General features: G+C 36.6%; 28 protein-coding genes and 2 tRNA genes. 14 read left to right on the top strand and 16 right to left on the bottom strand.

The genetic code is table 11. The features are described 5' to 3' along the window. The first annotated feature begins 358 nt into the window (after positions 1–358). The 3 genes from QXK50_02370 to QXK50_02360 are packed head-to-tail and all read left to right on the top strand — an operon-like array spanning position 359 to position 2,565. A complete protein-coding gene (locus tag QXK50_02370) occupies positions 359–961 on the top strand; it encodes a hypothetical protein (GenBank protein MEM2008007.1) in 603 nt (200 codons plus the stop codon). Between the two features lie 36 nt (positions 962–997). Then, positions 998–1,726: an HAD family hydrolase gene (locus tag QXK50_02365; protein ID MEM2008006.1), complete on the top strand. Its 729-nt coding sequence runs from the start codon at positions 998–1,000 to the stop codon at positions 1,724–1,726. A gap of 5 nt (positions 1,727–1,731) precedes the next feature. After that, positions 1,732–2,565 (top strand): inositol monophosphatase family protein, encoded by an 834-nt coding sequence (locus QXK50_02360; protein MEM2008005.1) that lies wholly within the window; start codon positions 1,732–1,734, stop codon positions 2,563–2,565. Here QXK50_02360 and QXK50_02355 read toward each other — a convergent pair. The 5 genes from QXK50_02355 to QXK50_02335 form a co-directional block, all read right to left on the bottom strand. After that, a complete protein-coding gene (locus QXK50_02355) occupies positions 2,495–3,196 on the bottom strand; it encodes a hypothetical protein (GenBank protein ID MEM2008004.1) in 702 nt (233 codons plus the stop codon). The genes QXK50_02360 and QXK50_02355 overlap by 71 nt on opposite strands. 5 nt (positions 3,197–3,201) lie before the next feature. Continuing rightward, a complete protein-coding gene (locus tag QXK50_02350; protein MEM2008003.1) occupies positions 3,202–3,663 on the bottom strand; it encodes an RpiB/LacA/LacB family sugar-phosphate isomerase in 462 nt (153 codons plus the stop codon). 65 nt (positions 3,664–3,728) lie between these two features. Then, positions 3,729–4,628, bottom strand: coding sequence for a DUF362 domain-containing protein (locus QXK50_02345; protein ID MEM2008002.1), 900 nt, complete (start codon positions 4,626–4,628; stop codon positions 3,729–3,731). Between the two features lie 108 nt (positions 4,629–4,736). Then, positions 4,737–5,294: a chromate transporter gene (locus QXK50_02340; protein ID MEM2008001.1), complete on the bottom strand. Its 558-nt coding sequence runs from the start codon at positions 5,292–5,294 to the stop codon at positions 4,737–4,739. A 301-nt stretch (positions 5,295–5,595) separates the two neighbouring features. Then, entirely contained in the window at positions 5,596–6,270 is a 675-nt protein-coding gene (locus QXK50_02335) for a TFIIB-type zinc ribbon-containing protein (GenBank protein MEM2008000.1), read from the bottom strand. A gap of 321 nt (positions 6,271–6,591) precedes the next feature. Here QXK50_02335 and QXK50_02330 point away from each other — a divergent pair, with 321 nt between their 5' ends. The 4 genes from QXK50_02330 to QXK50_02315 all read left to right on the top strand — a co-directional run bounded on the left by QXK50_02330 (position 6,592) and on the right by QXK50_02315 (position 8,655). After that, a complete protein-coding gene (locus QXK50_02330) occupies positions 6,592–6,975 on the top strand; it encodes a 30S ribosomal protein S8e (protein MEM2007999.1) in 384 nt (127 codons plus the stop codon). A gap of 33 nt (positions 6,976–7,008) precedes the next feature. Next, entirely contained in the window at positions 7,009–7,299 is a 291-nt protein-coding gene (locus QXK50_02325; GenBank protein MEM2007998.1) for a signal recognition particle subunit SRP19/SEC65 family protein, read from the top strand. A 187-nt stretch (positions 7,300–7,486) separates the two neighbouring features. Beyond that, the gene (locus tag QXK50_02320) at positions 7,487–7,774 is read left to right on the top strand and encodes a hypothetical protein (GenBank protein MEM2007997.1); all 288 of its coding nucleotides are present in this window, start codon (positions 7,487–7,489) and stop codon (positions 7,772–7,774) included. Then, positions 7,771–8,655: a TFIIB-type zinc ribbon-containing protein gene (locus tag QXK50_02315; protein MEM2007996.1), complete on the top strand. Its 885-nt coding sequence runs from the start codon at positions 7,771–7,773 to the stop codon at positions 8,653–8,655. Before QXK50_02320 ends, QXK50_02315 begins: the two co-directional genes overlap by 4 nt. Before the next feature lie 50 nt (positions 8,656–8,705). On the opposite strand, the gene QXK50_02310 is transcribed toward QXK50_02315, so the two are convergent. Genes QXK50_02310 through QXK50_02300 form a run of 3 tightly spaced genes read right to left on the bottom strand, consistent with a single transcriptional unit; the run spans position 8,706 to position 11,309 of the window. Continuing rightward, positions 8,706–9,623, bottom strand: coding sequence for a hypothetical protein (locus tag QXK50_02310; protein MEM2007995.1), 918 nt, complete (start codon positions 9,621–9,623; stop codon positions 8,706–8,708). Between the two features lie 15 nt (positions 9,624–9,638). Next, on the bottom strand, positions 9,639–10,427 hold the full coding sequence (locus QXK50_02305; GenBank protein MEM2007994.1) for an ATP/GTP-binding protein: 789 nt from the start codon (positions 10,425–10,427) through the stop codon (positions 9,639–9,641). Between the two features lie 18 nt (positions 10,428–10,445). Continuing rightward, positions 10,446–11,309, bottom strand: a complete 864-nt coding sequence (locus QXK50_02300) for a hypothetical protein (GenBank protein ID MEM2007993.1) — start codon at positions 11,307–11,309, stop codon at positions 10,446–10,448. A gap of 121 nt (positions 11,310–11,430) precedes the next feature. On the opposite strand from QXK50_02300, the gene prs reads away from it, so the two are divergent. The 3 genes from prs to QXK50_02285 are packed head-to-tail and all read left to right on the top strand — an operon-like array spanning position 11,431 to position 14,196. Beyond that, positions 11,431–12,309: a ribose-phosphate diphosphokinase gene (gene prs, locus QXK50_02295; GenBank protein ID MEM2007992.1), complete on the top strand. Its 879-nt coding sequence runs from the start codon at positions 11,431–11,433 to the stop codon at positions 12,307–12,309. Next, entirely contained in the window at positions 12,302–13,336 is a 1,035-nt protein-coding gene (locus QXK50_02290) for an RsmD family RNA methyltransferase (protein ID MEM2007991.1), read from the top strand. Before prs ends, QXK50_02290 begins: the two co-directional genes overlap by 8 nt. Continuing rightward, positions 13,333–14,196, top strand: coding sequence for an MBL fold metallo-hydrolase (locus QXK50_02285; GenBank protein MEM2007990.1), 864 nt, complete (start codon positions 13,333–13,335; stop codon positions 14,194–14,196). The genes QXK50_02290 and QXK50_02285 overlap by 4 nt, the downstream gene beginning before the upstream one ends. Here the strand turns inward: QXK50_02285 and QXK50_02280 are convergent. Both QXK50_02280 and QXK50_02275 read right to left on the bottom strand, forming a co-directional pair. Continuing rightward, positions 14,193–14,633, bottom strand: coding sequence for an RNA-binding domain-containing protein (locus QXK50_02280; GenBank protein MEM2007989.1), 441 nt, complete (start codon positions 14,631–14,633; stop codon positions 14,193–14,195). The two genes, QXK50_02285 and QXK50_02280, sit on opposite strands and share 4 nt — an antisense overlap. Beyond that, positions 14,621–15,190 carry an AAA family ATPase gene (locus QXK50_02275; GenBank protein ID MEM2007988.1) on the bottom strand — a complete coding sequence of 190 codons (570 nt, stop codon included), beginning with the start codon at positions 15,188–15,190 and terminating at the stop codon, positions 14,621–14,623. The genes QXK50_02280 and QXK50_02275 overlap by 13 nt, the downstream gene beginning before the upstream one ends. Positions 15,191–15,278: 88 nt before the next feature. On the opposite strand from QXK50_02275, the gene ahcY reads away from it, so the two are divergent. Then, complete coding sequence (gene ahcY / locus QXK50_02270) at positions 15,279–16,520, top strand: adenosylhomocysteinase (GenBank protein MEM2007987.1); 1,242 nt, start codon at positions 15,279–15,281, stop codon at positions 16,518–16,520. On the opposite strand, the gene QXK50_02265 is transcribed toward ahcY, so the two are convergent. Together QXK50_02265 and QXK50_02260 are read right to left on the bottom strand one after the other, a co-directional pair. Then, entirely contained in the window at positions 16,517–17,116 is a 600-nt protein-coding gene (locus QXK50_02265) for a DUF99 family protein (protein ID MEM2007986.1), read from the bottom strand. The genes ahcY and QXK50_02265 overlap by 4 nt on opposite strands. Next, the gene (locus QXK50_02260) at positions 17,088–18,311 is read right to left on the bottom strand and encodes an orc1/cdc6 family replication initiation protein (protein ID MEM2007985.1); all 1,224 of its coding nucleotides are present in this window, start codon (positions 18,309–18,311) and stop codon (positions 17,088–17,090) included. Before QXK50_02260 ends, QXK50_02265 begins: the two co-directional genes overlap by 29 nt. A 124-nt stretch (positions 18,312–18,435) precedes the next feature. Here QXK50_02260 and QXK50_02255 point away from each other — a divergent pair. Further along, positions 18,436–18,511 (top strand) — tRNA-Ala (locus QXK50_02255). Between the two features lie 113 nt (positions 18,512–18,624). Here the strand turns inward: QXK50_02255 and QXK50_02250 are convergent. Continuing rightward, a complete protein-coding gene (locus tag QXK50_02250; protein ID MEM2007984.1) occupies positions 18,625–20,778 on the bottom strand; it encodes a sodium-translocating pyrophosphatase in 2,154 nt (717 codons plus the stop codon). Between the two features lie 154 nt (positions 20,779–20,932). Here QXK50_02250 and QXK50_02245 point away from each other — a divergent pair. Continuing rightward, positions 20,933–21,011: transfer RNA gene (locus QXK50_02245), tRNA-Arg, on the top strand. A gap of 492 nt (positions 21,012–21,503) precedes the next feature. Continuing rightward, complete coding sequence (locus QXK50_02240) at positions 21,504–21,932, top strand: hypothetical protein (GenBank protein ID MEM2007983.1); 429 nt, start codon at positions 21,504–21,506, stop codon at positions 21,930–21,932. 162 nt (positions 21,933–22,094) lie between these two features. Here QXK50_02240 and QXK50_02235 read toward each other — a convergent pair whose 3' ends face one another. From QXK50_02235 to QXK50_02225, 3 genes are all read right to left on the bottom strand, one after another. Continuing rightward, positions 22,095–22,304, bottom strand: a complete 210-nt coding sequence (locus tag QXK50_02235) for a hypothetical protein (GenBank protein MEM2007982.1) — start codon at positions 22,302–22,304, stop codon at positions 22,095–22,097. A 138-nt stretch (positions 22,305–22,442) separates the two neighbouring features. Beyond that, complete coding sequence (locus tag QXK50_02230; protein ID MEM2007981.1) at positions 22,443–23,168, bottom strand: ABC transporter ATP-binding protein; 726 nt, start codon at positions 23,166–23,168, stop codon at positions 22,443–22,445. Next, positions 23,161–24,411 carry an ABC transporter permease gene (locus QXK50_02225; GenBank protein MEM2007980.1) on the bottom strand — a complete coding sequence of 417 codons (1,251 nt, stop codon included), beginning with the start codon at positions 24,409–24,411 and terminating at the stop codon, positions 23,161–23,163. Before QXK50_02225 ends, QXK50_02230 begins: the two co-directional genes overlap by 8 nt. Between the last annotated feature and the right edge of the window lie 287 nt (positions 24,412–24,698).

The raw sequence follows: 24,698 nt of genomic DNA, 5'->3' as shown, positions 1-24,698 counted from the left end.
ATGCAGCATATATTCCATCTGCCTAGTAAAATACGTTTCATAACGGTCACAGCATACACCTTATACTACAATATATGTTGAAGCATCATATCAAGAATATATCTGGATACCTGCTTACAGACTACCTAATGCATCATGATGCACAACCTTATTCATACCTATAATTATCAATTCATGCTATACTAGAGCTGACAATATTTCTAGTTGCTTCACGGCTATCTCTACACATTTATATAATGAATGTTAATTGTCTTATAGTGGTCATCTATACAATTCGTTGATATAGTTATTGGAGTAGATAAAGTTCTAAACCTAGAATATTTGTGATATCTATAAGGATGTGCCTTAGGGATAGATAATGGATACATCTTACGTGAAGAATTATCTAGATGGTTTGGAGAATGTGAGAGAATTTTTGGTAAAGAAGGGGAGAGATATACTGAATTTGTGTAGATCCATAACCTCGGGTATAGTTCTTGGAAGAAACGTTGAAGAAGATGTATATAAAGTCTCTAAATTATTTAATGAAGTTTATGAACAGATAAAGAGTTATCCAGAGCTTGTGTATTCAAATGTTTTTTACTCTATAGTGGCTGAATATGTAGAAGCCGTCCAGCTGTATAATATGGTTACTCGAGCAAGGTTCTTGTCGATAGAGGAACTGAATGTGCATCCTATTCCCTTTCTCTTGGGATTAGCTGATACCATAGGTGAACTTAAGAGATGTTCTTTAGAGAGTATAAGAAAAAACAGATTCGATGAAGCCTTCAGGCTTTTGGAGTTAGCTGAAGAACTTTACAATAGGTTGTCGATATTCAGCTATCCTGATGCACTTCTGCCTGGATTCAGGAGGAAGCTTGATGTCTATAGAAGGGTTATTGATGATTGGAAGAAATTCCTGATAGATATGGTCTCTAGAAAAAACCTTATAGATGTGCTAAAAGTTTGTTACCGAGATTAAGGTTAGAGGCTAGTTGAATTATTTGAGTGATGTAAAATGCTGATGGCTGTAAGTTTTGATGTATGGAATACTTTATTGAATATAGAGGCTGTCTACAGAAAGTTAGCGGAAATCATAGCAGAGATTATTAGTAAAGACCCGTTAACTATAGAGAGAATAATCTACGATAAATACATAAAAGTAAAGAAATCTAGACTCAACAATAACACAATAGAGGTACATAAGTTCGTTATCTCATCAAGAAATCTACTCGCTAAAGCATTGGATATAGATTATGACCAGTTGGTTGAGGCTATAGATTTAGCATTCTCTTCTATAATTGAGGCTCCATACATGTCTTCAGAAGTTTCTAAGATTTTATATAGCGACGTTATACCTACATTGAATTCGCTTAAAGCGATAGATATTATGATGGGTGTTATAGGAAATAACGTGCTTTGGGAAAGCATGTATACAAGAAGAGTACTTAAAGTGCTAGGGTTAGACAAATACTTTAAAACTCAAGTGTATTCTGATGAAGTTGGTGTATTTAAACCCGATAGAAGGATATTTTTTGAATTCTGTAGAAGGATTGGTGTAGATGTGTCTAAGGTTATCCATGTAGGTGATAGTGTAGCTGAAGATGTTGGGGGAGCATTATCTGCAGGTATGAAGGCTATGTATGTAGATAGATCTAGAAAGGAGAGAAGCGTGATTGTTGAGCTGGGTCTATTCTTGGCCAATAGTTTAGAAAATGTTATGGAAGCTCTACAGAGGTTGGGGTGATGTGTTTGAATATAGATAGAATTGAATATAGTGTTATCTCGTGTGTAAATAAAGCAAAATCTATACTGGTTTTAGAAGAACCATCTGATAGAGTTGTAGGAGTCAATCCTTGGGGTGATCTCTCAAAAGAGTTCGATATAAGGATAGAAGAAGCACTAGTTTCTTGTCTTAAAGATGAACTCAGAGATATAGTCATAGTTGGTGAAGAAAGGGGCATTCAATCATATGGTGAAAGAAAACTAATTGCAATGATAGATCCTGTCGATGGTAGTAGGAATTACGAGGCCGATATACCTTGGTCAGCTATATCGATAGCTATAGCTAACGGCAAAAAAGATTCTCCTAAGTTAGGTGATGTATTTTTTGCATTATTAGCGGAAATATCTAGAAATAGGATCTACATATATAGAGAAGGTATTGTTAAGGCGATAGGTACAGATATTAAGAGAAGAAGGGATCCAAAGAATATAGTTTTAGGTTATTTCGATTCCTATGAATCTTTTAAAGCTCTAGAACTGTATATAAAGAATTGCGAAGGATTCAAAGTTTTGAGGATTTTAGGAAGTGCTGCACTAGATATAGTTAGCGTAGCATTAGGTAACGCCGAGGTCTTTATCGATATAAGGGGACATAAGCTTAGGAATATTGATGTAGTTGCAGCATTAAGGATAGCTCTAGCTCTAGGAGCTAAAGCATATATACCTGGCTATAGAGACCCACTAGAGCTTCCTCTTGATACTACTGTTAAGATCGACTGTATAGTGGGTTTCAATGATACGTATCTGAGGAAGGTGTTAAAGATTCTAGAGAAAATTGGTTTTCTAGAGAGAGCTTCTTAACTAATTTCATATAGGTTTTTATCTCGATAAGCTTGTTTTCTACAGCTAATCCCGAAGTACCTATAACCGGGTCTATGTATATAAGGGCATAAGCGTATTCTATATCTATAGGTGTATATAGATCTCTATTCTCCTTCTTATCGTAGAGACACACCCTATCCATTAGGCTTTCTGTGACACGTACAGCTAATTTCCTATCCATTTTTTTAATCTGCTCTGCTTTTATCACATACTTTCTACTCCTTAAGAAAAACCTGGTAGTCACCTCTATGTCTCTATACTCGGATATGAAATCCAACATATTGTATAGCTTGCTATAGTTTTTTGCAACTATATCTCTAACAATATTGGTTAAATCAATGATAACATCTTTACATTCGCAAACTATCTTCTTAACATCTAGTGGCGCTTGATCTACTATCCTTATCTTCTTAGGTAGTTTTCTTAAGAGAATTAACGATATGTAGGGATTGTCTACTTGTGACCGAAAGAAACAATCAACTATGTATAGCTCTTTAGGTCTACATTCTCTAAACCTAATTATCTGGACTGGAATCCATGTGTATATAGCTCTAGGTGTTAGTTTCTTTACTAAGGTATTCTTATCGATGTATAGATAGCGATTCAACATATCTTCTACATCCTTTCTATATCCATCTTCATCAGCATCTCTATATTCTTGAGCTCACTTTCATCAGGTTTTTCTACAGATAACCAAGCATCAAGTATCTCTTTAGCTAGATAGCTCGTTGTTAGTCTACCGCTTAACGCTAGAACGTTAGCATCATTCCATAGTCTTGCACCTCTAGCTGTCTCAGGATCTCCACATAGAGCAGCTCTTACACCTTTAACCTTATTAGCAGCTATCGATACACCAGTACCTGTATAACATATAACGATACCCCAAGAAACTTCACCAGAAGCAACAAGTTTACCAACTTCGTAACCCACTAAAGGCCAGGGCTCTGGTTTACGTGTCTTAATAGATCCGATAGGCGTAATCTCAAACCCCTTGCTCCTCAGATATTCAACTACAAAGTCCGCAATAGGATATAGATCGTCTGAACCTATGGCCACTTTTTTGTTGAAGGAAATCATGTTCTTGACCCAAGAAAAATATATCTTTACACAGCTAAACATTATAAAGCTAGATTAAAACTTATCTAGAACTTGAGATCTTTATACGCTTTCCATATGAGTTGTTCTTTGTATGATCTATGTGGTTTAAAGGGAGATCTAATGGTATCTATGTTTTCTCCCAAGATCTTTATACGCTTTATATCTACTTCACCGTAACCCCATCTGGATAAAAAGAAGAGGTAACCAACATCACTAGGATTGAACCCCATAGCATAGGTAGTAGCAACATCTAGATTAACCGGATTAGTTGATGCAAATACTACCCCCCAGCACTTCTTTTCACCATTAACAGGTCCGTCACCCTCCATAGCCACAACACCATCTACTATACCTAAATCTGGCATTAGCCTCGTTGCTAGCTTCGCTATGTTGTAGTTTATCGAGAAGTAGCCTCTATGCATTCTTGATTTATATCCACGCTTAATTGATCCCATGACCACGTTCTTTATACTCAACGTTACTATAACTGTATCGTGTGTTTTAGCTCTACAGGCTGAGATTTTGAAGAATCGATTATCCATAAGTATCTTAGATACTGAAACCTCAAATAGATTATGATATTCGTCTTCAAGCGTTATGATCTCTTGCTCATAGTCATCAAGATCTAAAAACTCAATAGATGTATACCTTTTAGCCAGCTCCTTATAACCTAGAAACTCAATAGCCTGGTTAAAAGATCCTATGGCGGGCGATTCAGCTATAACTATCTCAGATACATTGTATCTGTTGTAGATAAAGTCTATGATTGCTTCAACAGTTTCTCTAGGTGTAGTACTTAGCGGATTGAAGATAGATACAAAGTTTGGTTTCACTAAAATATTTTTTCTGTTATCTAAAGTTTTATCGATTTCATTAGCTATAAGATTTAGAGCAGAAAGCACACCTCTGTAGCTATCGTTGTTCTTAACTATTGCGACAGACACTATGATTTCCCCAGCTACCGTTATTAGCTAAAGTAATATATCTATAGTATGTGACTAAACATAGACATCTGGAGTTGGTACATCAATGTTTAAACAGTATAATGTGTTCTACCATACTTTAAGGAGAGCAAGAACAAGTCCTATTAGTGCTGAAGCACCTATAAGTATAACTGGATCTATGTCTAAGAATGTTACGCATATGAATACAGCTATAGCTATAAAGAAAGTTGCCAAACTATTGCCTATAGCTGCGCCTTTAACAATACCCTTCACAACCATTAACACGGCTGATAGAATGAGCCCCAGTACAGCACCTCTAATACCGTTAAGAATGCCTTTAACGAGATAATTATTATAGAATTTCATGATGACTACAGCAATAGCTAGCATAACCATGAAAGCAGGTAAAACGATAGCTATAGTTGCTAAAAAAGCGCCTAAGAAGCCACCAACCTTATACCCCACATATGTAGCAGAATTTACTGCTATAGGTCCAGGAGTGGATTCAGCTACAGCTATTATGTCTATGAGCTCTTGCTCAGAAATCCATTGATGTCTTACAACAACTTCGTATCTAAGTATAGGTATCATAGCGTAGCCACCGCCAAACATGACGAAACCTATTTTCAAGAATGTTAGAAATAGCTCGATTAATTCCATACCCATATCTCTACACCAGAGGCAATAGAAAAGGTATAAAGGTATATACTTATATATCTAGATGGGTCTAGCTCCTCATCTTTTAACTACACAAAAGTATCTTGACACAAACCTCTCCACATAATATACCATCACACAAACATGGGTATCTCTACGCTTCCTTAAACTAGCCATAATTTTTGTTACTGATCTTCAATGCAGTATCTAGCTAATTATCTGAATATGCAGAGATTGTAGAGTATCTCTTTAAGATTTATGTGGAAACCTTTAATATAGAAAGAGTTGTAGACACACTAAGCTATCCTTACTAAACTTCACCATAAACTAATCCTTCCTGTATGTTCATTATCTCTCTTTTAGATACGTTAGTAGGTGAAATAAGCATTGTTGAAATACTAATTCTCTCCTTCAATAAATTGATTAATCTTTTCACGTGTACAGAACTCAATGACGTTTTTCTACATATATCATCTAAGTCAATTTCATGTCCTTCGATAATATGTTTTAATATTAGTGCAAGAGCAATTTTACCTCTCGGCGTTCTTGACGAAAGTATAGGATCTTTATTGATTATATTATCCAGTATATGTTTAACAAGCGGATCCGAATCAAGAATCTCTGTAATTTTTCCGTCTGCTTTGTGACGGTATATCCTCCCTGAATACAATTCCCCTTTCTCACGCTTTATCGCTGTTTCAAAATCTACGTATACATTCTTTCTAGCTCTTTTTGCATATTTTTCGTATATTTTAACGTCCATGTACATTTTCGTTATTCTTATCTCTCTTACCCTGTTTCTCTTTTTCTCAAGCCCTTTTCTGACGTTCGGTAAACCGGGCACTTCGTGTTTTATTTCATTTGGATAATCTTCATAGAATTCGGTAAATATTGTATCCGCTATACTACCGCATACCGTACACACAATGTATCCATGATCGAAATCGTATATCAATTCTGTAGAGCTACAAAAAGGACACAACATTATTCTATCACCGTAATCAGAAATCGTTATAAAACTTATATTCTACTAAGTAATGTTCTATACATACAGTGGGGGTGTGAACCGAAGATATACTGAACCAATCACATAATTGTTAAGATCACATAATTGTTAAGCAAGCTGTAGAGGATGTAGAGCTTCAGCACTCATAAGCTTCATCACAGATATTCAGACCCATTGTTCATCATATCGACGAATAAAATATCTACTATTTTCAACTACTATCTACATTTATAAACCTATTCTTGCTACTAGAGCATTGTATTCCCAAATACGTCTTCAGATTCATCTAGGTGGATGTACATGGGTGTATATCAAGGTAAAGATTTTAAAAAAGTAAGTGGAGGTGAACGAAGACCCCATAGAGATATACGTAAGTATGAACTTGGTGGTTATCCGACAGAAACCCTTCTCTCATCTAGAGATATAAGGATTGCAGATAGATGTAGAGGTGGGAATACAAAGGTAAGGTTGAAGTACGTAGCTTACGCTAATGTGTTCGACCCCACATCAAAAACCTACAAGAGGACCAGAATTCTTAGCGTTATCGAGACACCATCCAATAGAGATTTCGCTAGAAGAGGTATAATAGTTAAAGGCGCTATAATCCAAACAGAACTTGGTAAAGCACAAGTTATATCAAGACCTGGTCAAGATGGTGTAATAAACGCAATACTTTTGAAGTAAAAATATATCTGGGTTTCTGTAGATGATCTATTTATGGATATAGTTAAGAACCATATCATATGGCTCCCATATCTTGATTGTTCGCTCAAGAGAAAGTATGGACGTAGAGTTCCTTCAAATATGTGTGTAGATAATCCTAAACCCGATGAAGTTCTAGAAGTATGCAAGAAGCTAGGGTTAGAGTGTAGTTATATCGAGAAAAAGTATCCTCGAGTATGGTTCAGAAGTACAGGGTTTGTGCTCGTTAAGACAAATATCAAGAAGAATTACATTGTGAAAAATATAGCAAGAGAACTTAAGCTGCTTAGAACTAACTACAAGTAATATTATAGGTAATATCTTGTTATATCTCTGCAGGTAATATTTACATGAACACAATAGAGCCATTCAAGACTAAGTAATTCTCAGAATAATATCCAATAATTCCAAAATTTTCATGAGTGATACAGTATATGATCTGTATTTACACCTTAAATCTGCAACAACTCTAAATGTCTTATAAGGTGTTACTTTGAGAACCTTTGATTCATTAGGTCCAGTTGAAATAATAACTAAATCCAAATTGATCTTGGTTAAACTTGAAGCCGGTAGAGATATTCCAGATATAGGAAGTATCGTCACAGATGCAAGTGGTAATCATGTAGGTAAGATCATGGACATAATAGGGCCTGTAAATAGAGCCTATGCTGTGATTAAACCACGAAGTTACGCGATACTCTCATCCATCAAAACCTCCACAATTCTATTCTATAGATCTAGACAACAGAAACATCACACAACTAAGGGTAAGAGGAAATGATCCAGTTATGCGATAACGTCATTAGAGATTATGAGAGAGGCGCATTAATATGTGAAGATACTGGAGAAATTATAGATGAAGATAGCATAGATCAATCACCTGAATGGCGTGCTTTTACACATGATGAATGGAGAAGAAGAGCCCATACAGGCCTTATATCTCAAGCAGTTCATGATGTAGGTTTAACAACAGATATCGATACCAAAGAAATAAGCAACACCATATATAACTATAGAAAGACTGCACAAATGTTAAGACTTAGATATCTTAACAAAAAGATCCGCGTTAATAGAAATGAAAGAAAAATAGTTGAAGCACTGACAAATTTAAACCATATATGTGCACTTCTAGAAATACCTGAGCAAGTTAAAGAAACTGCAGCAATTATACTCAAGAAGATATTCTACTCAATTCAACCAAAAAGAGATGATATAAAGACTCTAGCAGTTATATCTTTAGTAATAGCATCAAGAAAGCATCGGTTACCTCTAAGAGCTAAACAGCTTCTACAAGAATTTGATATTGATGAAGATAAGTACTGGAAACTTCTATCAGAAGTCTACATGAAAACAGAAGTGAACGGCTTCAAATCGTATTCTGATCCTAGAATATTTGTACCATCTGTAATTTCGAACCTAAAGCTCAGCCAAAAAGTGCACATACTATCCTCTAAAATTATAGAAATGCTAAAGAACTATGGACTTACTGAGGGAAAGGATCCAGCGGGAATAGCTGCAGCAACAGTATATATATCATCCATAGTCTTAGATGAAAAGAAAACACAGAAAGAGGTAGCTAAAGCTGCTAATGTAACAGAAGTGACTATAAGGAATAGGTATAGAGATATAATGGATAAAATCGTTATAACAGTATACGTATAGCTTAATTGAGAATAAAGTGTCTTGCGAGTTCCTTAACGGTTTTTCACTAGTTATCTACTTTTAGTCTTCTTTTCTTCTCCTTCACTAAAAGCTATATAGAGCTCATATAGCGTAATTCTTTCTCCACGCTCAATTTTGTTCTTTATTTCCTCTCTCTTACGGCTCATTACAATGTCTTTTTTGCTTTGTTCTCTAAGTTCTTTCAATCTGTTTAGTTCCTTAATCAAGTTCCTATATTCTTCAGATTTAATGTTTATAGCCTTTTTTATATCCATTATTTTGTTTCGCAGTTCTTCTCTCTTTTTCTTTAATTCAACTATATCATTTACAAGAGTTGTTATGTCTTGTTTGAGCTTGTTCCTTAATTCTTTGAGCTGAGCTATTCTTTCTCTGATTATGTTTGCTTCTTCTGATTTAGTTTTAAGCTCTTTCCTTATATTGTCTAGAATATCGCTAAGTTCTTCATATCGTGAATACACGTTTGACATATTTCTCTGGTACATTAATGCATCTCTCAACCTCTTTTCAAGTTGGGATATCTTATCTACTATCTTCTTTTCTTCTTCAAGATCTAGGTTCGGTGTTGTTACAAGAATCCATTCAAGTTTCTCTATCTCCTCTCTTATCTCATCGATACTCATGCCGTAAGTGGTAGAGGTAAATTTCTTGATCTCTGTTGAAAGTGACTTTAGCTGAGCAATATTTACTCTAAATCTCTCTCTAAGCTCTTTTAAGTAGTTCTTTGTATTATTGAGCTCGTTGTACATATGGTTTAGCTCAGCTCTGACATTCAATAACTCTTCCTTGAGTTTCTTTAATCTATCTCTCCTGTTATTTAGTTCTTCTCTGATTTTATCCAATTCTCTTCTTATAGAATCTCTATCGATCAAGAGTTTCTGGAGCTCTTCACGAACAGAAGCCACCTTTATCTGCAACTCTTTTTCTACAGTATCTAAATCAGTACTCAAAAGGTATGCACCTATCTAAAGAACTTGACTATACTCCTCAGTATAAAAATCTTCACCACCTGCAACAACTCTTTGTATGGCTCCATAAAGTTCATCCATACCTTCGCCAGTAACAGCAGAGGTATACACAATGTCTTGTATGAATCTATTCACAACATTCTCGATTATGTCTATAGCATCACCATATAGTTGAAGGTAAACAGAGTCATTCTTCATAATATTCCTACCAATCAATGCCGGCTCCTCAATCCATTGCTTAACTTTTTTGAGAAGTTCCTCAGAAACTAGATCTGATTTTGTTACAACCAAGAGTTGAGGTAATTTGTGAGAGAATAATGCTGCTAGAGATAGTATAAGAATTGATAGAAATATCGATGGTTTTACTGCTTGTAGCGATTCTATAAGAAATAGAACAACAGCTTTATTACCTTCAGTAAGTGCAGATATTATGGTTGGGCCAGAGGATCTGAATGCAAAAACCTCCATCTGGCCTGGAGTATCAATAATAACGTAGTTAGGCTTTAGACCCTCAATCTCGTCAACAATCCTATCTATAAACTCTATCGATAGATCTATTGTAGCCACAAGACCTCCATTAGGTCCTAGATTGTATCTTTTCATAACTTCTTCAACAGTTATATAGTCACGAATATCCACATCAGGCTCATATGGTAGCCAGGATACTGCTGGATCTAGATTTACCGTTACAGTGTCTAGTCCATGATCCTGTAGCCAGTTATAAAGAGCTTGAGTTAGATAACTTTTTCCAGAGCCTGCAGGCCCCATCACATATACAAAGTACATTATACTGTATACCTCGTGCTACATCAGTGGAATCCTTATTGGTAACCTATACATTTTTCTTGCTCTACAAATATTTTTTGAAACATTTATAACCCTATATCCACAGTATTTACATCTACACTCGTTATCAAGCTCTATCTCTATTACCTTAGCTCCTTCTCTAACGACTATAGGTAAGCGGCATTTTGTGCACAAGACCGATGAATATTCTGAAACTGTAGCATTAATTGTTTGTACAAGAGGGTACTTTTTCCTCAACAACTCTATAGATCTATACACCTCTCTAGCCTTATCGATATCGATCAACGATATATTGATAGGCACAGATATCCCATGTTCTTTCAGTACGTTTATTACAGCTTCTAAATATTTGTATTGGCACAGATCATAAATTACGACAAACTCTACATGTTTATCTCTATAGATCTTCTCTACTAAACCTACGATGTTTTCAGCATCAATATTGTTGCTAATTACCTCAATTAAGACTACATCAGATAGTTCTATCACTTTAAGTATGTCCTGTATATGCTGATGATATATGAAGATGCTGTTCATCTTAATACCCTTTAGTATATCTAGTTTGTTTAATGATGATAGAAACTCTGAGGTGTATCTATATCTCCAGGGCTCTCCTCCATGAAGAAAGACTATGTCTGGATAGTATCTTCTAACTATCTGGTTAATTGAGTCATAATCGATCTCTATAGTTTTAGCGCTACGGATAGTGATATTGGATTCCCATAAACATTTGCTACAGTCTACAGGACATTGAATAAAGTTTACTACTAGAGCTAATCCAGATACACAACACAGCGAAAGAGGTATGTTTTCGATATTCATTAACTGGACAACAGATATAGGCACAGTTTCTTTAGCCATCTAGTGAAGTCCCTTTCTAAACAATAATCATCTATTCTACTGCACATATATTGGTAGATATAAAGGTTTTTAGAGTTTGAAGAATAAAACTAGTTGAGTTCAAGGTGAGAACATATTGATTGTGTGTCTAAGTGGCGTACCTAAGTCTATGATTAAGAGTCTTGAAAGTGAGTGTGGATACGCTGTCTATGTACCTCAGAGAAAGCTTTTTCCTGATGGTGAACAGTATTTAAGGATTGAACTTAGGGGTGCTAGCAATAGTGTTGTAGTTACTCAATCTCTTTATCCTGAACAAGATAGGAAGATAGTAGAGCTATATCTTGCGTTAGAAGCTCTTCAAGGTCTAAATGTACGTGTTGATACTGTTGTACTACCTTATGCAGCGTATACTAGACAGGATAAGAGATTCCTTTTTGGAGAACCTATAAGCACTAAGGCTCTCTATAATGCATTGAAAATTTTTGGAGTTACAAGAATAGTTACTGTTGATGTACATTCGTCTAGACCTTTCAATGATATGGGGTATACACATATCGATTTACTTCCGCATAGCTACATGATCTCTAGATCCAATATGGAGATAGACATGGTTTTAGCACCAGATAAAGGTGCTTTTCACAGAGCTCTAGATGTAGCTAAACAACTAGGTGTTGAATATGATTATTTAGATAAGTATAGAGATAGAATAACAGGTGAGATAACCATAGACACCAAAACTCTAGATGTTGCTGGTAGAGATATAGCAATAGTTGATGATATTATCAGTACAGGTAAGACTTTAGCGAAAGCTACCGAAGCTCTATATAGAGCTGGCGCTAGTAATGTCTATGCTGTTGTATCACATGCGTTTATATCAAGAGAAACAATAGATATACTTTCTAAAGCTGGTTTAAAGAGCTTGGTTATAGCTAACACAATTGAGTTATCCATCGATCTACCAAGCTGGATTAAGGTAATAGATATTACACCCATAATATGTAGAGCATTAAAAAGTGGCTAGAGTGTATATCGCTAGACTTTCACATGAAAACTTTTCTCTTGCTTACTCAGAGTTTAACTCGATAATGATTGCCGAAGGTATAGAACACAAAGTAGAGTTCAAACTAGATGAATTCGTACTCTTTAGATCTAGCACTATAGGTATCGATGTTCTTCTCAAGAGAGCTGCTCTAATTATAGAGCTAGGCAAACTCGTAGATATTGTGGAGTACGATGATAAGGATCTATTGATTAAGTTAATGAAGGACTCCATAGATAGAGATGAGATATGTATAGCTATAGATTCTGTTAGAGGATTTGGTAAAAATATTGCTGAAGAATTGATAAAGATTGTACCTCCTAAGAATATATGTACACGTAGAAAAATCGATGAAGGTTTTAGAGTATTAAAACTATCGCTAGTAGCTAATGTAGCTTTCATCTACTGGCTGATATATAGAAGGAGACAGAAGATGTATATAGATAGAGAGCCGCAGCATCGCCCATGCTATAGACCAGGAACAATGAAGCCCTTACTTGCGAAGACATTTGTGAATTTATCTAGAGTCAGCATACTGCGTAGAGAAACTGTTCTAGATCCTTTCTGTGGTGTAGGTGGTTTTGCTATAGAAGCTTGTTTAATGGGTCTAGAGGCTATATGTAGTGATATAGATGAACATATGGTTAGAGGAGCACAAGTAAATATAGCTAGGTACGGATGTTGTGAATCAGTTGATGTGATTCAAATGGATGCTGCTCTCGAGGCTATAGCCAATCTTAGAGTTGATGGAATTGCTACAGATCCTCCATACAATATCCAGAGTGCTCCACGAGGAGCAAAATCACTTACAGATTTACTGATATCATTTATAGATGAGGCATCAAATGTACTTAGAAACGGAAGGTATATGGTTTTCGCTACACCTATACATATAGGTAGATCGATAGAGAACGCTCTATCTGAATCTGGATTCAAGATAATTGAGAAACATCTAGATATGGTTCACGGATCACTAACTAGAGCTATATATGTGGTGAAGAAGATTTGACTAAGAACTGCATCATATTTCTAGGAACATCAGCTTCTATTCCTCAAAAGAATAGATTTACGCAAGGTGTAGCTATATGTGGATCTAAAGACTGTATAGTAGTTGATTCAGGTGAAGGTATGCAGATAAGGATAAATGAAGCTGGTATAGATCATAGACACGTCAAGCTTATTGCGATATCCCATTCACATGGAGATCATGTACACGGTCTTCTACCATTCATAGAGAGTCTAAAGATGAAACTAGAGTCGCAAAAATTTTACGAGAAATTTGTTTTAACAATAGTATCTCCACAAGATTTATGTAAATATCTAAACAGTTCATTAGATCTATTCGGTATTAGGTATGGAGATACCCTAAGCATATCTTGCATTGATTCGAAACAACTCTTCCAGAAGAAGGAATATGTATCTACGCCAAGTGGTGATGTTAATATTCTACCACTACCTGTTAGACATGGAGAACTAGAAAACGCTTATGGATTCTATATAGAGGTCAATCTTAAGAAGAGAAACATAGGTATTTTCTACTCTGGCGATGGTGTATGTAGAGATCTATGTTTAGATGAATTGAGGAAGCTGAAACCAGTGATAATTATACATGAAGCTACATTTCTAGACTATTCAAAAGATTCCTCTAGAGCATATGAAAGTGGTCATGCAACAGTATACGAAGCATCATTACTAGCTACAGAAGTTAATGCATATGTCCTTGTGTTAACCCATTTTAGTGCTAGATACGATAAAGCTGATTTCAGCGATTTTATTTCACGAGCTCGTAGGGTATTCTCTGGAGAGATACACATTGCTGAAGATCTTGCCAAGATTCCTCTAGATATTCTTGATCTTGATCAACACTAGACATCTCTTGGCATCTCTATTTCCCAAAGAGGTCTTCCGTGAGCTGTTTTAGGTGCCAACCAATCTATTACTTTATCTATCTGTGTACTCGATATGGTGATCGTTATAGCTCCAAGAGGACTCTCGCTCGATTTTTCGACAAGACTGATGCGTCCTTGATAAGCTACCTGTTTATTCACCATAATGGTTACTACCTCGCCACGTTTATGTCTATACATATAGCTTCGAGCTGTATCCAGTATCCTCTGTCTTCTCAGCATATCGTGTAGAGGCTGTAGTATGGAAAGATCTGTTGATTCGATTATAAGTATCTTGTATCCTCTACCGAGTTCCTCGATTTTGGGTTTATCTACATACACTAGATTTGCTACAGCTTTCATAACCTTGTGTACATCTTCTGTAGGTCTTATCTCTGTTTCGATCCTTATGTACACCACTCTCTAATCACCTTATCCAGAAATTCTTTAACCATAACCCTGAATTCATCTATAGATCCTTCATTAACTATAACCACATCAGCTAACGCTATCACGTTACCTAAACCCCACGAAAGCTCCCTCATATCTCTCTTGATAAATTCACTCCATTCTCTAGGATCATCAGATCTAGACCTCATCTTAAGTCTATTGAACCTAGTTTTGGGTGAAGCATGTATAGCTACAATAATAGTTTCAGCATCTGTCTTCATCTTTATGTATTCTACCTCTTTTAAGCTTCTAACACCATCTATAACAACTAGACAACTCATATCAAGTATCTTCAAGAGTTTTTCTACAGATAGCATAGCTATGGCTTCTGGACCAAGTCTCTCTCTTAGTTCTTGTGCTATCTTAATCAGATTCTCAAGCGATGGTTCAAGACCTCTTCTAGAAACTTCTTCTCTAACAATATCTCCAAGCACTACCACAGGAATTCCTCTAGATATAGCTACATCAGTAAAAACACTTTTACCAGAACCTGGAAGTCCTGTTACAAAAACCACTACTTTTTTCAAGGATTCTACACCTTCTGATACAAGCTTCTAACCAGGTACTGTTAACAAGTTTTAAGCTGTAAGATATCTAACACTTTTGTGATACTTTATGGAGTATAGAGTTAAGGATCTAAATCTTGCGCCAAAAGGGAAACTCCAGATCGAATGGGCAAAACAGCATATGCCTGTAATGAATCTGATCAAGAAGATGTTTGAGGAAGAGAAACCACTTAAAGGCATTAAGATATCTGCAGTACTTCATGTAACTAAAGAGACAGCTATTCTTGTAGAAACACTAAAAAGTGGAGGTGCTGAAGTATGGCTTGCTGCTAGTAATCCTCTATCTACACAAGATGATGTTGCAGCTGCACTTGTTGAAGAAGGTATCCATGTATTTGCTTGGAGAGGTGAAACAGAAGATGAGTATTTCTGGGCTATAGATACAATCTCGAAGATAGAGCCAGATATAGTTATAGATGATGGAGCTGATCTACATGTCTATATACATAGATCTAGACCAGATACGGCTAGAAAAGTACTGGGCGGAACAGAAGAAACAACAACTGGTGTAACTAGGCTAAAGGCTATGGAAAAACAAAATGCTTTACTCTATCCTGTTATAGCTGTAAATAATGCATATACAAAGTATCTCTTCGACAATAGGTATGGTACTGGACAAAGCACAATAGATGGATTATTGAGAGCTACAAATATGCTTCTCTCAGGAAAGATCATTGTAGTTGCAGGCTATGGTTGGGTAGGTAGAGGTATAGCTTTGAGGCTACGAGGAATGGGTGCAAGAGTTATCGTTACAGAAGTAGATCCAATAAAAGCTCTAGAAGCTGTTATGGATGGATTCGAGGTTATGAGGATGAGTGAAGCCGCTAGAATAGGTGATGTATTTATTACTGCGACAGGCAATATTAAGGTGATTACTGAGGAACACTTCATGGATATGAAGGATGGAGTGATTTTAGCTAATGCAGGTCATTTCGATGTTGAAGTAGATGTCAAGAGTCTAGAGAAGTTAGCTGTAGAAAGGAGAGAAATTAGGGAATGTGTAACAGAGTATATGCTACCTAATGGCAAGAAGCTGTATCTACTTGGTAAAGGTCGATTGGTTAATCTGGTATGTGCTGAAGGTCATCCTAGCGAGGTTATGGATATGAGTTTTGCAAATCAGGCTCTCTCAGTCAAATATATTGTCGAGAATAGAAATAAGCTTGATAAAAAGGTCCTTAATGTTCCTTACGAAATAGATTCTCTTGTAGCTAGATTAAAGCTTAAATCTATGAATATAGATATAGATGAGCTAACCGATGAACAGAAAAAGTATCTGGAGAGCGCTTAGAAGAGGTCTAGAGATCTATTGATTAGTCTTCCAGCAAGTGAGGCAACTCTATCGGCAATTCTTAGGGGATAGGGATCAGCAAATACTTTACATTGTTCTATCACAACTCTTTTAGCTCTAACTATATCCATACCTAGAACATGTATCCTTATAGTTGTAGGTATATGCTTAAGCTCTAACTCAATACTTTTACTATAGATGTTTTCAATGACTTCGTATCTGTATCTATAGTCTCTGAAGTGTTTCTCGAGAGCTAGATATATCTTGGATAGATCTAGCCTATGTCTAAACACAGTAATAATAGGTGTATCTCCTAAGGCATAGAGTTTTCTGGGATCAACTATATTGAAACCTGCGTATGTAACACCATCTAGAAATACAGCATCGATATTATATAAAGATAAGGATTTTTCGAGGATGGTGAAAGCCGATCCAAGAGCATCAAGACCATCAACTGTAACAAGCTCTATATACAGGTCCTTGAATCTATCAAAACACACTACAGCTCCTACAAGAACTGTTTTATGCTTAAGCTTAATCCTTTTGTAAGCTACATCAAAATAACCATCATCTATCCCTAGATAACATGTGGACAATATATGGATCCTCTTTAAGTGCCTCTACAATAACTTCAGGAGGTATAGCTAGGGATAAAACTCTTGTTTTCCCGTAGCGACCTCTACTAATAACGTGAGCTGTAATTAATCCCACCATATCTAGTTCACTAATTATATCGCTAACTCTTCTCTGAGTAACACTCTCTATACCGAGACGCATACATAGAGACTTATAGTGTGCATAAACATCACCTGTAGTCACTTTTCCACCATCTTTAGTTAAACTATATATAGAGAAGAGTACTAGTTTACTGTGGAGAGGCATAGAGGATATTAGCTCATGTGCCCTGTCTCTCTCAATCTCCCTCAAGGCTTTATAGACATGGTCTATCGCTACTTTAGAGCTGTTCTCTCTTTCAGCTATCTCGCCAGCAACCCTAAGTAGATCAAGAGCTCTTCTAGCATCTCCATGTTCTCTAGCTGCTAAAGCTGCACAAAGGCTTATAACGTCATCACTTATAGCTTCTGGATTAAACGCGATTCGTGCTCTTTGTCTAAGAATATCTTCTAGCTGTACAGCATTATAGGGTGGAAAAACCATCTCTATCTCACCTAGACTACTTCTTACACGTGGATCTAGATCCTCAACTAGTTTGAGATCATTCGTTATACCTATTAACGATATCTTTGACTGTTTAAGATCATCACTACTTCTAGTGAGTCTATAAAGAAGCTCATCTCCATGCTTCTTGATTAGAAAGTCTATTTCATCTAGAACAGCTATCATTATAGTGTTCCTGGCATCTATAACCTTTATGAATCTCCTATAGGCTTCAGCTGTAGATATACCTGTGAAGGGTAGCTTAAGACCTACACATTCGCTTAACCTAAGTATAACCCTATACGTTGTATCTTCTTGTCTAGTATTGATATAGCATGGAAGGATATCTACACCAACATCTAGTGCCTTTCCATGGAGTCTCTTTAGAACATATTTTGTGACAGCAGTTTTACCTGTACCAGTTAATCCATAAATGAATATATTGTTAGGTTTAGATCCTCTCAAAGCAGGGGCAAGTATAGAACCTAGTTTAGCCATCTGCTCTTCTCTATGTGGAAGTTCATTAGGTATGTAATCAGGTCTAAGAACATCTCTATTGGTAAATATCTTTGACTTCAGTGTTTGGGTAAATATATTATCAAGCACATCAAGACCTTTATTAACTGCTACCAACTTTCAGTACCCTAGATATATATAGTCTAAGCTACAGATATAATACGTAAAATCAATTAAAAAGTTGAGAACACTTAAAAACCCACCTAAGTTACTACATGTAGTGTTGACTGAGCATCTAGTTGGGCCGGTAGCTCAGCTGGAAGAGCACTCGGTTCGCACCCGAGGGGTCCCGGGTTCAAATCCCGGCCGGTCCACCAAACAATTACTTGATTTGATGGTTTAAATAATGGTAATAAATGTCTGAATCTTATTATCTACATCTAGAGAATTATGGTTAAAAAGATGATAAAAAATAATTGATGGAGAGATTCTATAGGAAGAGTAGATAGGGTATTAGGACTGAGGCTGCTACAGCCATTACCTTTATCATTATGTTTATAGCTGGTCCTGATGCATCTTTTAATGGATCTCCCACAGTATCTCCAACAACTGCAGCTTTGTGAGTATCAGAACCCTTTCCTCCTAGGTTGCCCATCTCTATGTACTTTTTAGCATTATCCCAGGTGTTACCTACATTTCCTTGGAATAGTCCTAGCAGTAGCCCTGAAGCTACAGCACCTATGAGTAAGCCTCCGACTGCTGCTGCTCCTCTCCACGGGTCTCCTGTTCCATAGCCAAGCACCATGCCTATGAGTATAGGTGTTGCTAATGCTAGTATTCCTGGAGCTATAAGCCTTCTTATGGCATAGAATGTAACTATCCTTACCGCTTTCTCGTAATCTGGTCTCTCTTTCCATTCAAGTATACCTGGTCTCTCTCTAAACTGTCTCCTAATCTCATCGACTAGTTTTCCTGCAGCTGCTGTTGTAGCTTGAATGACCATGGCTACAAAGAATGCAACCATTACAACACCTATGATTATGCCTCCTAAGAAGAATACTCCATAATCTATGTTGCCTATGTTGAATATCTTGCTCAAGACCATCTCTATACTCTCTTTCTTTATATCAGCTATGACGCTCACATAGCTGAATATCAGTCCTAGAGCTGTTAGAGCTGCTGATCCAATTGCATAGCCTTTAGATATAGACTTCATGGTGTTTCCAGCTGAATCGAGTTTATCAGCTAGATCTCTTACAAATTCTTCATAACCTGCTTGTTCAGCTAAACCTGCAGCATTATCTACCACAGGTCCATATGCATCTGCTGCAACAATGATCGGTGCTACAGCAAGCATACCTGTACCAGCTAGTGCTGCGGCATACATACCGGAGAGTAATGGTTCTCTTGTTATAGATGCTCCTAATGTGTAAGAGGCTATTACTGCTAAAGCTATTGCTATACTAGGTATAAACACGCTATAGAATCCCATAGACATACCACTAAGAATTGTTAAAGCAGGACCGAATTGCGAATGTTCAGCCACTATTTTAACAGGTCTGTATAGAGGTGATGTGAAGTAGTCTGATGTAAAGCCCACTATAGCTCCAACTATAAGCCCTAGTACACCTACACCCCATAGTGTTGCTAATGAAGGATTTACTGCAAATGTCGCTATACCGTTGATAAGTATAGCAAAGAGTATAGCTAGAATAGATGCTAGTGTTAATGTTTTGCTAGGCTCTTTGATAGGCGATATAGAGATGAATTGAGACGATATAAGCGATGTTACTAGAGCTATAGATGAGAAAAGTAAGGGATATGCCATTAGATCTGTATTCCCCACTATACTACTGAGTACACCGCCTATAACCATTGGCGCTATTATTGCTTCTACATATGATTCAAAGAGATCTGCACCCATACCAGCACAATCACCAACATTATCACCAACATTATCAGCTATAACGCCTGGATTTCTTGGATCGTCTTCCGGAATACCCCTCTCGACCTTGCCAACAAGGTCTGCACCTACATCTGCAGCTTTTGTATATATACCTCCACCAACTCTTGCAAAAAGAGCTACAGTACTTGCTCCAAAGGCATAGCCTAGAAGTATTTTAGCTGCTTCTACTTCACCTACATATGTCTTTAGGCATATGAAGAGTATTGATATGAGTAGTAACCCTATGCCACCAACCATAAAACCTGTAACAGAGCCTCCTCTAAATGCTAGAGATAGAGCTTCTCTCAAACTTTTTCTAGATAGTGTGTTCAAGACCCTTATATTGGATTCAACAGCCATAAGCATACCAATCACACTTACAGCCATGGAGCTTATACCACCAACAAGATACATAGCACCAGTAAGAACAACAGACATATTGTTGACAACAAAACCTCCAGCAACAATCAAAATTGTTATTGCTCCAACAACAGCCATAATGACTCTATACTGAGCACCTATATATGCTTTAGCAGCACTCATGATATACCCATGTATCTCTATAGCCCGTCTCTCTTCTTCACTATCTCTTGAAGGCAACCTCCTCTTTATATCAAACACTAGTGCAAGAACATAAAACAACGATACCAAACCAGCAACAATACCTAAGTATAGTGATAAACTTAGTATACTACTCATCTATTCATCACCTTCTATGAAACCAAAAAGCCAAAAAGAAGAGATAAAAAACTTAACGCATAAAATCTAGAAGAATATATCTAAAAACAATACATATCTAGACAAATAAACCCAAAAACCCACAAATAGTACTCCACATAGTACCACTCTCTCTGGGCCCGTAGCTCAGCCAGGAATAGAGCGCCGGCCTGCGGAGCCGGTGGTCAGGGGTTCAAATCCCCTCGGGCCCGCCAATCAATTAAGATCATTTGGCTATCTAGAGACATAAAATTATTAACCTAGATCGCTACTTCAGTTCAGAACGAATTAGATGTAGATTAAAGCACTAGATGCAATAGCTTTAGTAATGATGCAGTAGGTAAGGTATATATGTTTCAAATCTAGATAAAGATTCTTGTCACAATATTCTCTTACCTTGTTGATGAATACTGAAAAGAAAGTCTATATAATAAGTTGGGTTTAGCTATATAACGATACAGAGATTGCTGAAAGATGATATCATTCATTAAGTTGGACACATAATCCATCTACTGCAGTTAACTATAATCTAATCAATATTGTCAAGAAAATCGGTAGATATAGGTTGCTTCAGTAGATAAATAGATAATCTTTTTGAGTTAATAAGTAATCTGAGGTGCTTACTCTATGAAGAAGATTTTCGTTGGTCTTATTAGAGATCATAAGACTAGAGTTGGGAGAATTAAGGCTTGTAAAGGTGCATAGTTTTGGTTGTAAGGGTTAAGGTTAGGATTATCTGTGGTAGTAAAAGTATTGATGTAAGTGCTTTAGCTAATAGTGGTTACGAATCAGAAACACCACAAATTTTAATTCCTATACCTGTTGCCCAGACTCTAGGGCTTTGGCCTCCTACACAAAGCTTTGAAGAAACAGTTTTTGAAACTGCTGGAGGACCCTTAAGAGTCTGGATTGCGCCTAGGATCTGTAAATCTGTAGTAGTTGCAGAAGACACTATATCATCTGAAGTAGATATCGATATAGTTATATCGCCTCTAGCTGATGAGGTTCTTTTAAGCGATAAAACTATTAGTGAATTCCAACTTGTGTTAGAAGATGTTGGCAAAGGTTTATGGAGATTTAGGTGGGAACCTACCACCAAACTTAGAAAAAGTGAGCCACCAAAATACTGGAAATAAATGTTACATACTCTAAACATATGATAGAGCAGAAAGATGTCCATCTCTAACGATGAGAATCATTGAATGAGTAAAGAATGTTGCAAATCTCTAACAATTCTTATAGATAGAAGATTCTGACAAGCTATTAAAGCAAAAACATTAACTACTATCACGATTCTCTCACAGAGCTAACAGCAAACCATTTCTAGATACTCCACCCAGTTTTTCAAGCTCTTTCAAAATCTTCTCAAAATTCTCTTGAGCCTCTAACTTCCTCAAAATCTCTTCAATATATCTGCAACTCTCTTCAGCCAAGTTGACCCCATCCCTATACTTCTTCATCTTCTCCTTAACCTCTTTCCTAATTTTAATACTAAAAACAGTATCCACATAAACCACCCAGTATACCATAGTGATCTATCAGCCATCAAACTCTAGTCTTGAGGAGAGAGTTCTGGAGAGGGTTGGAGTTTCTTTTCATTTTATTGAATATCTTGGCTTGAACTAAAGCAATTGTTTAGTGTTTGTCTAGACTAGGTACTGAAATAGTCTACCTATTTCTGAAGGTTTGTAGACATTAGTTATTTTCCCATCTCTTAGTGTGCATATGTTTGTGCATTCTTTAGCCACTAAGATGTCGTGTGTAGCTACAATAAATGTCTGACCAAGCTTATTGTTGAGCTTTTTAATTAAATCTATAAGTTTCTTCGTGTTATCTGTATCTAGTGCTCCTGTGGGTTCATCCATAAGAATTATTGCAGGATTGACTGCTAGAGCACGAGCAATTGCAACACGTTGTTGTTCACCTCCACTAAGTGTATCTGGTGTTCTATTCGCTAAATGTTGAATACCTACAAGCTGGAGCAACTCTATTGCTCTCTCTTTCCTTTCTTTCTCTTTAACACCTAGAAGATACATAGGTAGCTCTACGTTTTCGAGTACCGATAATGTAGGTATTAAGTTGTAGAATTGAAATACGTAGCCTATCTTCCTGAGCCTAAACTCTACTAACTCTCTTTCATTAAGGCTACATAAATCAATTCCATCTACAATTACTTTACCTATATCAACTCTATCCAACCCTCCAATGATATTGAGTAACGTTGTTTTTCCAGAACCCGAAGGCCCAACTATACATACTATTTCGCTTCGTTGAACGTCTAGATCAATTCCTCTAAGTGCTTGAACGTACTGTTTACCGTATCTATAGGTCTTAACAACATTTCTTAGCTGAACAACAACACCCTTAGACATGCTTTAAAGCCTCAACAGGTTTTAGTCTATAAGCTCTATAAGCAGGATAAATACCTGCTATAATGCCTACAGCTATACCCAAGAATAGAGATAATGCTATCGTTAAAGGAGTTATCGATAGACTAAACTGGGTTTGTTGTAAATATGGTTGACTTAATCCTCTTCCAGGTGTGCTGAAAAATCTTTGTATACCTGCTTGAGCTAGTATAGGCGCTATAATATAGGATAGCACTAAACCTATGAATATACCTACGCCACCCCCGATAAAACCAAGAATCGTTGATTCTAATAGAAACAACTTCAAGATAAAACTATTGCTTGCACCAATAGCTTTTAGTATTCCTATCTCTCTTGTTCTCTCAGCTACAGCCATGGTCATGGTATTCATAACACCAAAAACTCCTGCAGTAATAGCCACAAGACCTATTATTGTAAAGAAGTATGTGACAGTATTGATTGCCTGAGATACATTTTGGATTGTGGCGATAGGTACAAATACTGATACACCTGGTACTAAGTTTGTTATTTGTTGCGCTACTTCTTGAGCCTGTGAAGGATCTACACATTTTATAAGTATCTGAGAAATCTTGTTGTTAAGTCCGCTTATGTTTTGCGCAATATCTATAGGAATATAGATAAAGTTTTCAGCAAATCTATTGAGACCCCTATATATACCCACAACAGTGAGAGTAGCACTCTTATTACCGAACTCGAGAACAATATTATCCCCTACAGAAATTTCTAACTCATCAGCTATAGCTCTACCCACCACAACCTCATATACATTTAGTCTACTTAAGAACCTCCCCTCCTCGATTTCGAGTAATGATACTGACATATAACTCGAAGGATCAATACCATAGACATCTACCTCAATCATGTTCCCAGATGACGATACACTAGCTCTATATAGCAGAACTGGTGATAAAGTGAGAATACCCGGAATAGCGGATATATGTTTTAAAGTCTCTATATCAATGTATTGATAAACAAAGGGTTGGAAAGATACACCCTGTCGAGCTCTAGACATTATACTTGTTGAGAAACCTCTAGTACCATTGTAAACAACTATATCTGCCCCTGATATTCTTCTAATAAGCTCTAAAGATCTTTGCGTACCAGATGCTGATATAGATAGAAGTGAAAACATTAATCCTACACCAACAGCTACACCAAGAATAGTTAGCACCGTTCTCGACTTTCTCTTAGCGATACTTCTTAATATGATGGTAAACACATTCATTATTTAAGAACACCTCCAAACCATCGATACCATAGTTAAGAAATTATAAGAATTGCTCACATCTTGTGAAGGGTCATAGACATCTGAATAAAGGTAACATGATGAATCTCGTGTAGCTCATCCACTCTCAAAGCTCTACACAAAGAATAGGTTCTAGAGTTTATCTAGAGTTTACCGACTAGCTAAACTATGAATAAACTCTACCTTTGTTAGGTTTAACCATCGATACTATAACCCAGTAGTTTTCGTTCCACAGATCCCTATCCTCCTACAACAATACTTACTGT

The organism is Ignisphaera sp. (assembly GCA_038831005.1).
In the GTDB taxonomy this organism is placed as follows: domain Archaea; phylum Thermoproteota; class Thermoprotei_A; order Sulfolobales; family Ignisphaeraceae; genus Ignisphaera.
Note: the sequence above shows the minus strand (reverse complement) of the source record. Positions and strands in the feature narration are given on the sequence as shown.

What these genes read in the sequence shown, in the direction of transcription:
- QXK50_02370 (MEM2008007.1), top strand. Translation starts at nt 359, where the DNA reads ATGGATACATCTTACGTGAAGAATTATCTAGATGGTTTGGAGAATGTG.
- QXK50_02365 (MEM2008006.1), top strand. Translation starts at nt 998, where the DNA reads ATGCTGATGGCTGTAAGTTTTGATGTATGGAATACTTTATTGAATATA.
- QXK50_02355 (MEM2008004.1), bottom strand. Translation starts at nt 3,196, where the DNA reads ATGTTGAATCGCTATCTATACATCGATAAGAATACCTTAGTAAAGAAA.
- QXK50_02350 (MEM2008003.1), bottom strand. Translation starts at nt 3,663, where the DNA reads ATGATTTCCTTCAACAAAAAAGTGGCCATAGGTTCAGACGATCTATAT.
- QXK50_02340 (MEM2008001.1), bottom strand. Translation starts at nt 5,294, where the DNA reads ATGGGTATGGAATTAATCGAGCTATTTCTAACATTCTTGAAAATAGGT.
- QXK50_02335 (MEM2008000.1), bottom strand. Translation starts at nt 6,270, where the DNA reads ATGTTGTGTCCTTTTTGTAGCTCTACAGAATTGATATACGATTTCGAT.
- QXK50_02330 (MEM2007999.1), top strand. Translation starts at nt 6,592, where the DNA reads ATGGGTGTATATCAAGGTAAAGATTTTAAAAAAGTAAGTGGAGGTGAA.
- QXK50_02325 (MEM2007998.1), top strand. Translation starts at nt 7,009, where the DNA reads ATGGATATAGTTAAGAACCATATCATATGGCTCCCATATCTTGATTGT.
- QXK50_02315 (MEM2007996.1), top strand. Translation starts at nt 7,771, where the DNA reads ATGATCCAGTTATGCGATAACGTCATTAGAGATTATGAGAGAGGCGCA.
- QXK50_02305 (MEM2007994.1), bottom strand. Translation starts at nt 10,427, where the DNA reads ATGTACTTTGTATATGTGATGGGGCCTGCAGGCTCTGGAAAAAGTTAT.
- QXK50_02300 (MEM2007993.1), bottom strand. Translation starts at nt 11,309, where the DNA reads ATGGCTAAAGAAACTGTGCCTATATCTGTTGTCCAGTTAATGAATATC.
- ahcY (MEM2007987.1), top strand. Translation starts at nt 15,279, where the DNA reads ATGGAGTATAGAGTTAAGGATCTAAATCTTGCGCCAAAAGGGAAACTC.
- QXK50_02250 (MEM2007984.1), bottom strand. Translation starts at nt 20,778, where the DNA reads ATGAGTAGTATACTAAGTTTATCACTATACTTAGGTATTGTTGCTGGT.
- QXK50_02230 (MEM2007981.1), bottom strand. Translation starts at nt 23,168, where the DNA reads ATGTCTAAGGGTGTTGTTGTTCAGCTAAGAAATGTTGTTAAGACCTAT.
- QXK50_02225 (MEM2007980.1), bottom strand. Translation starts at nt 24,411, where the DNA reads ATGAATGTGTTTACCATCATATTAAGAAGTATCGCTAAGAGAAAGTCG.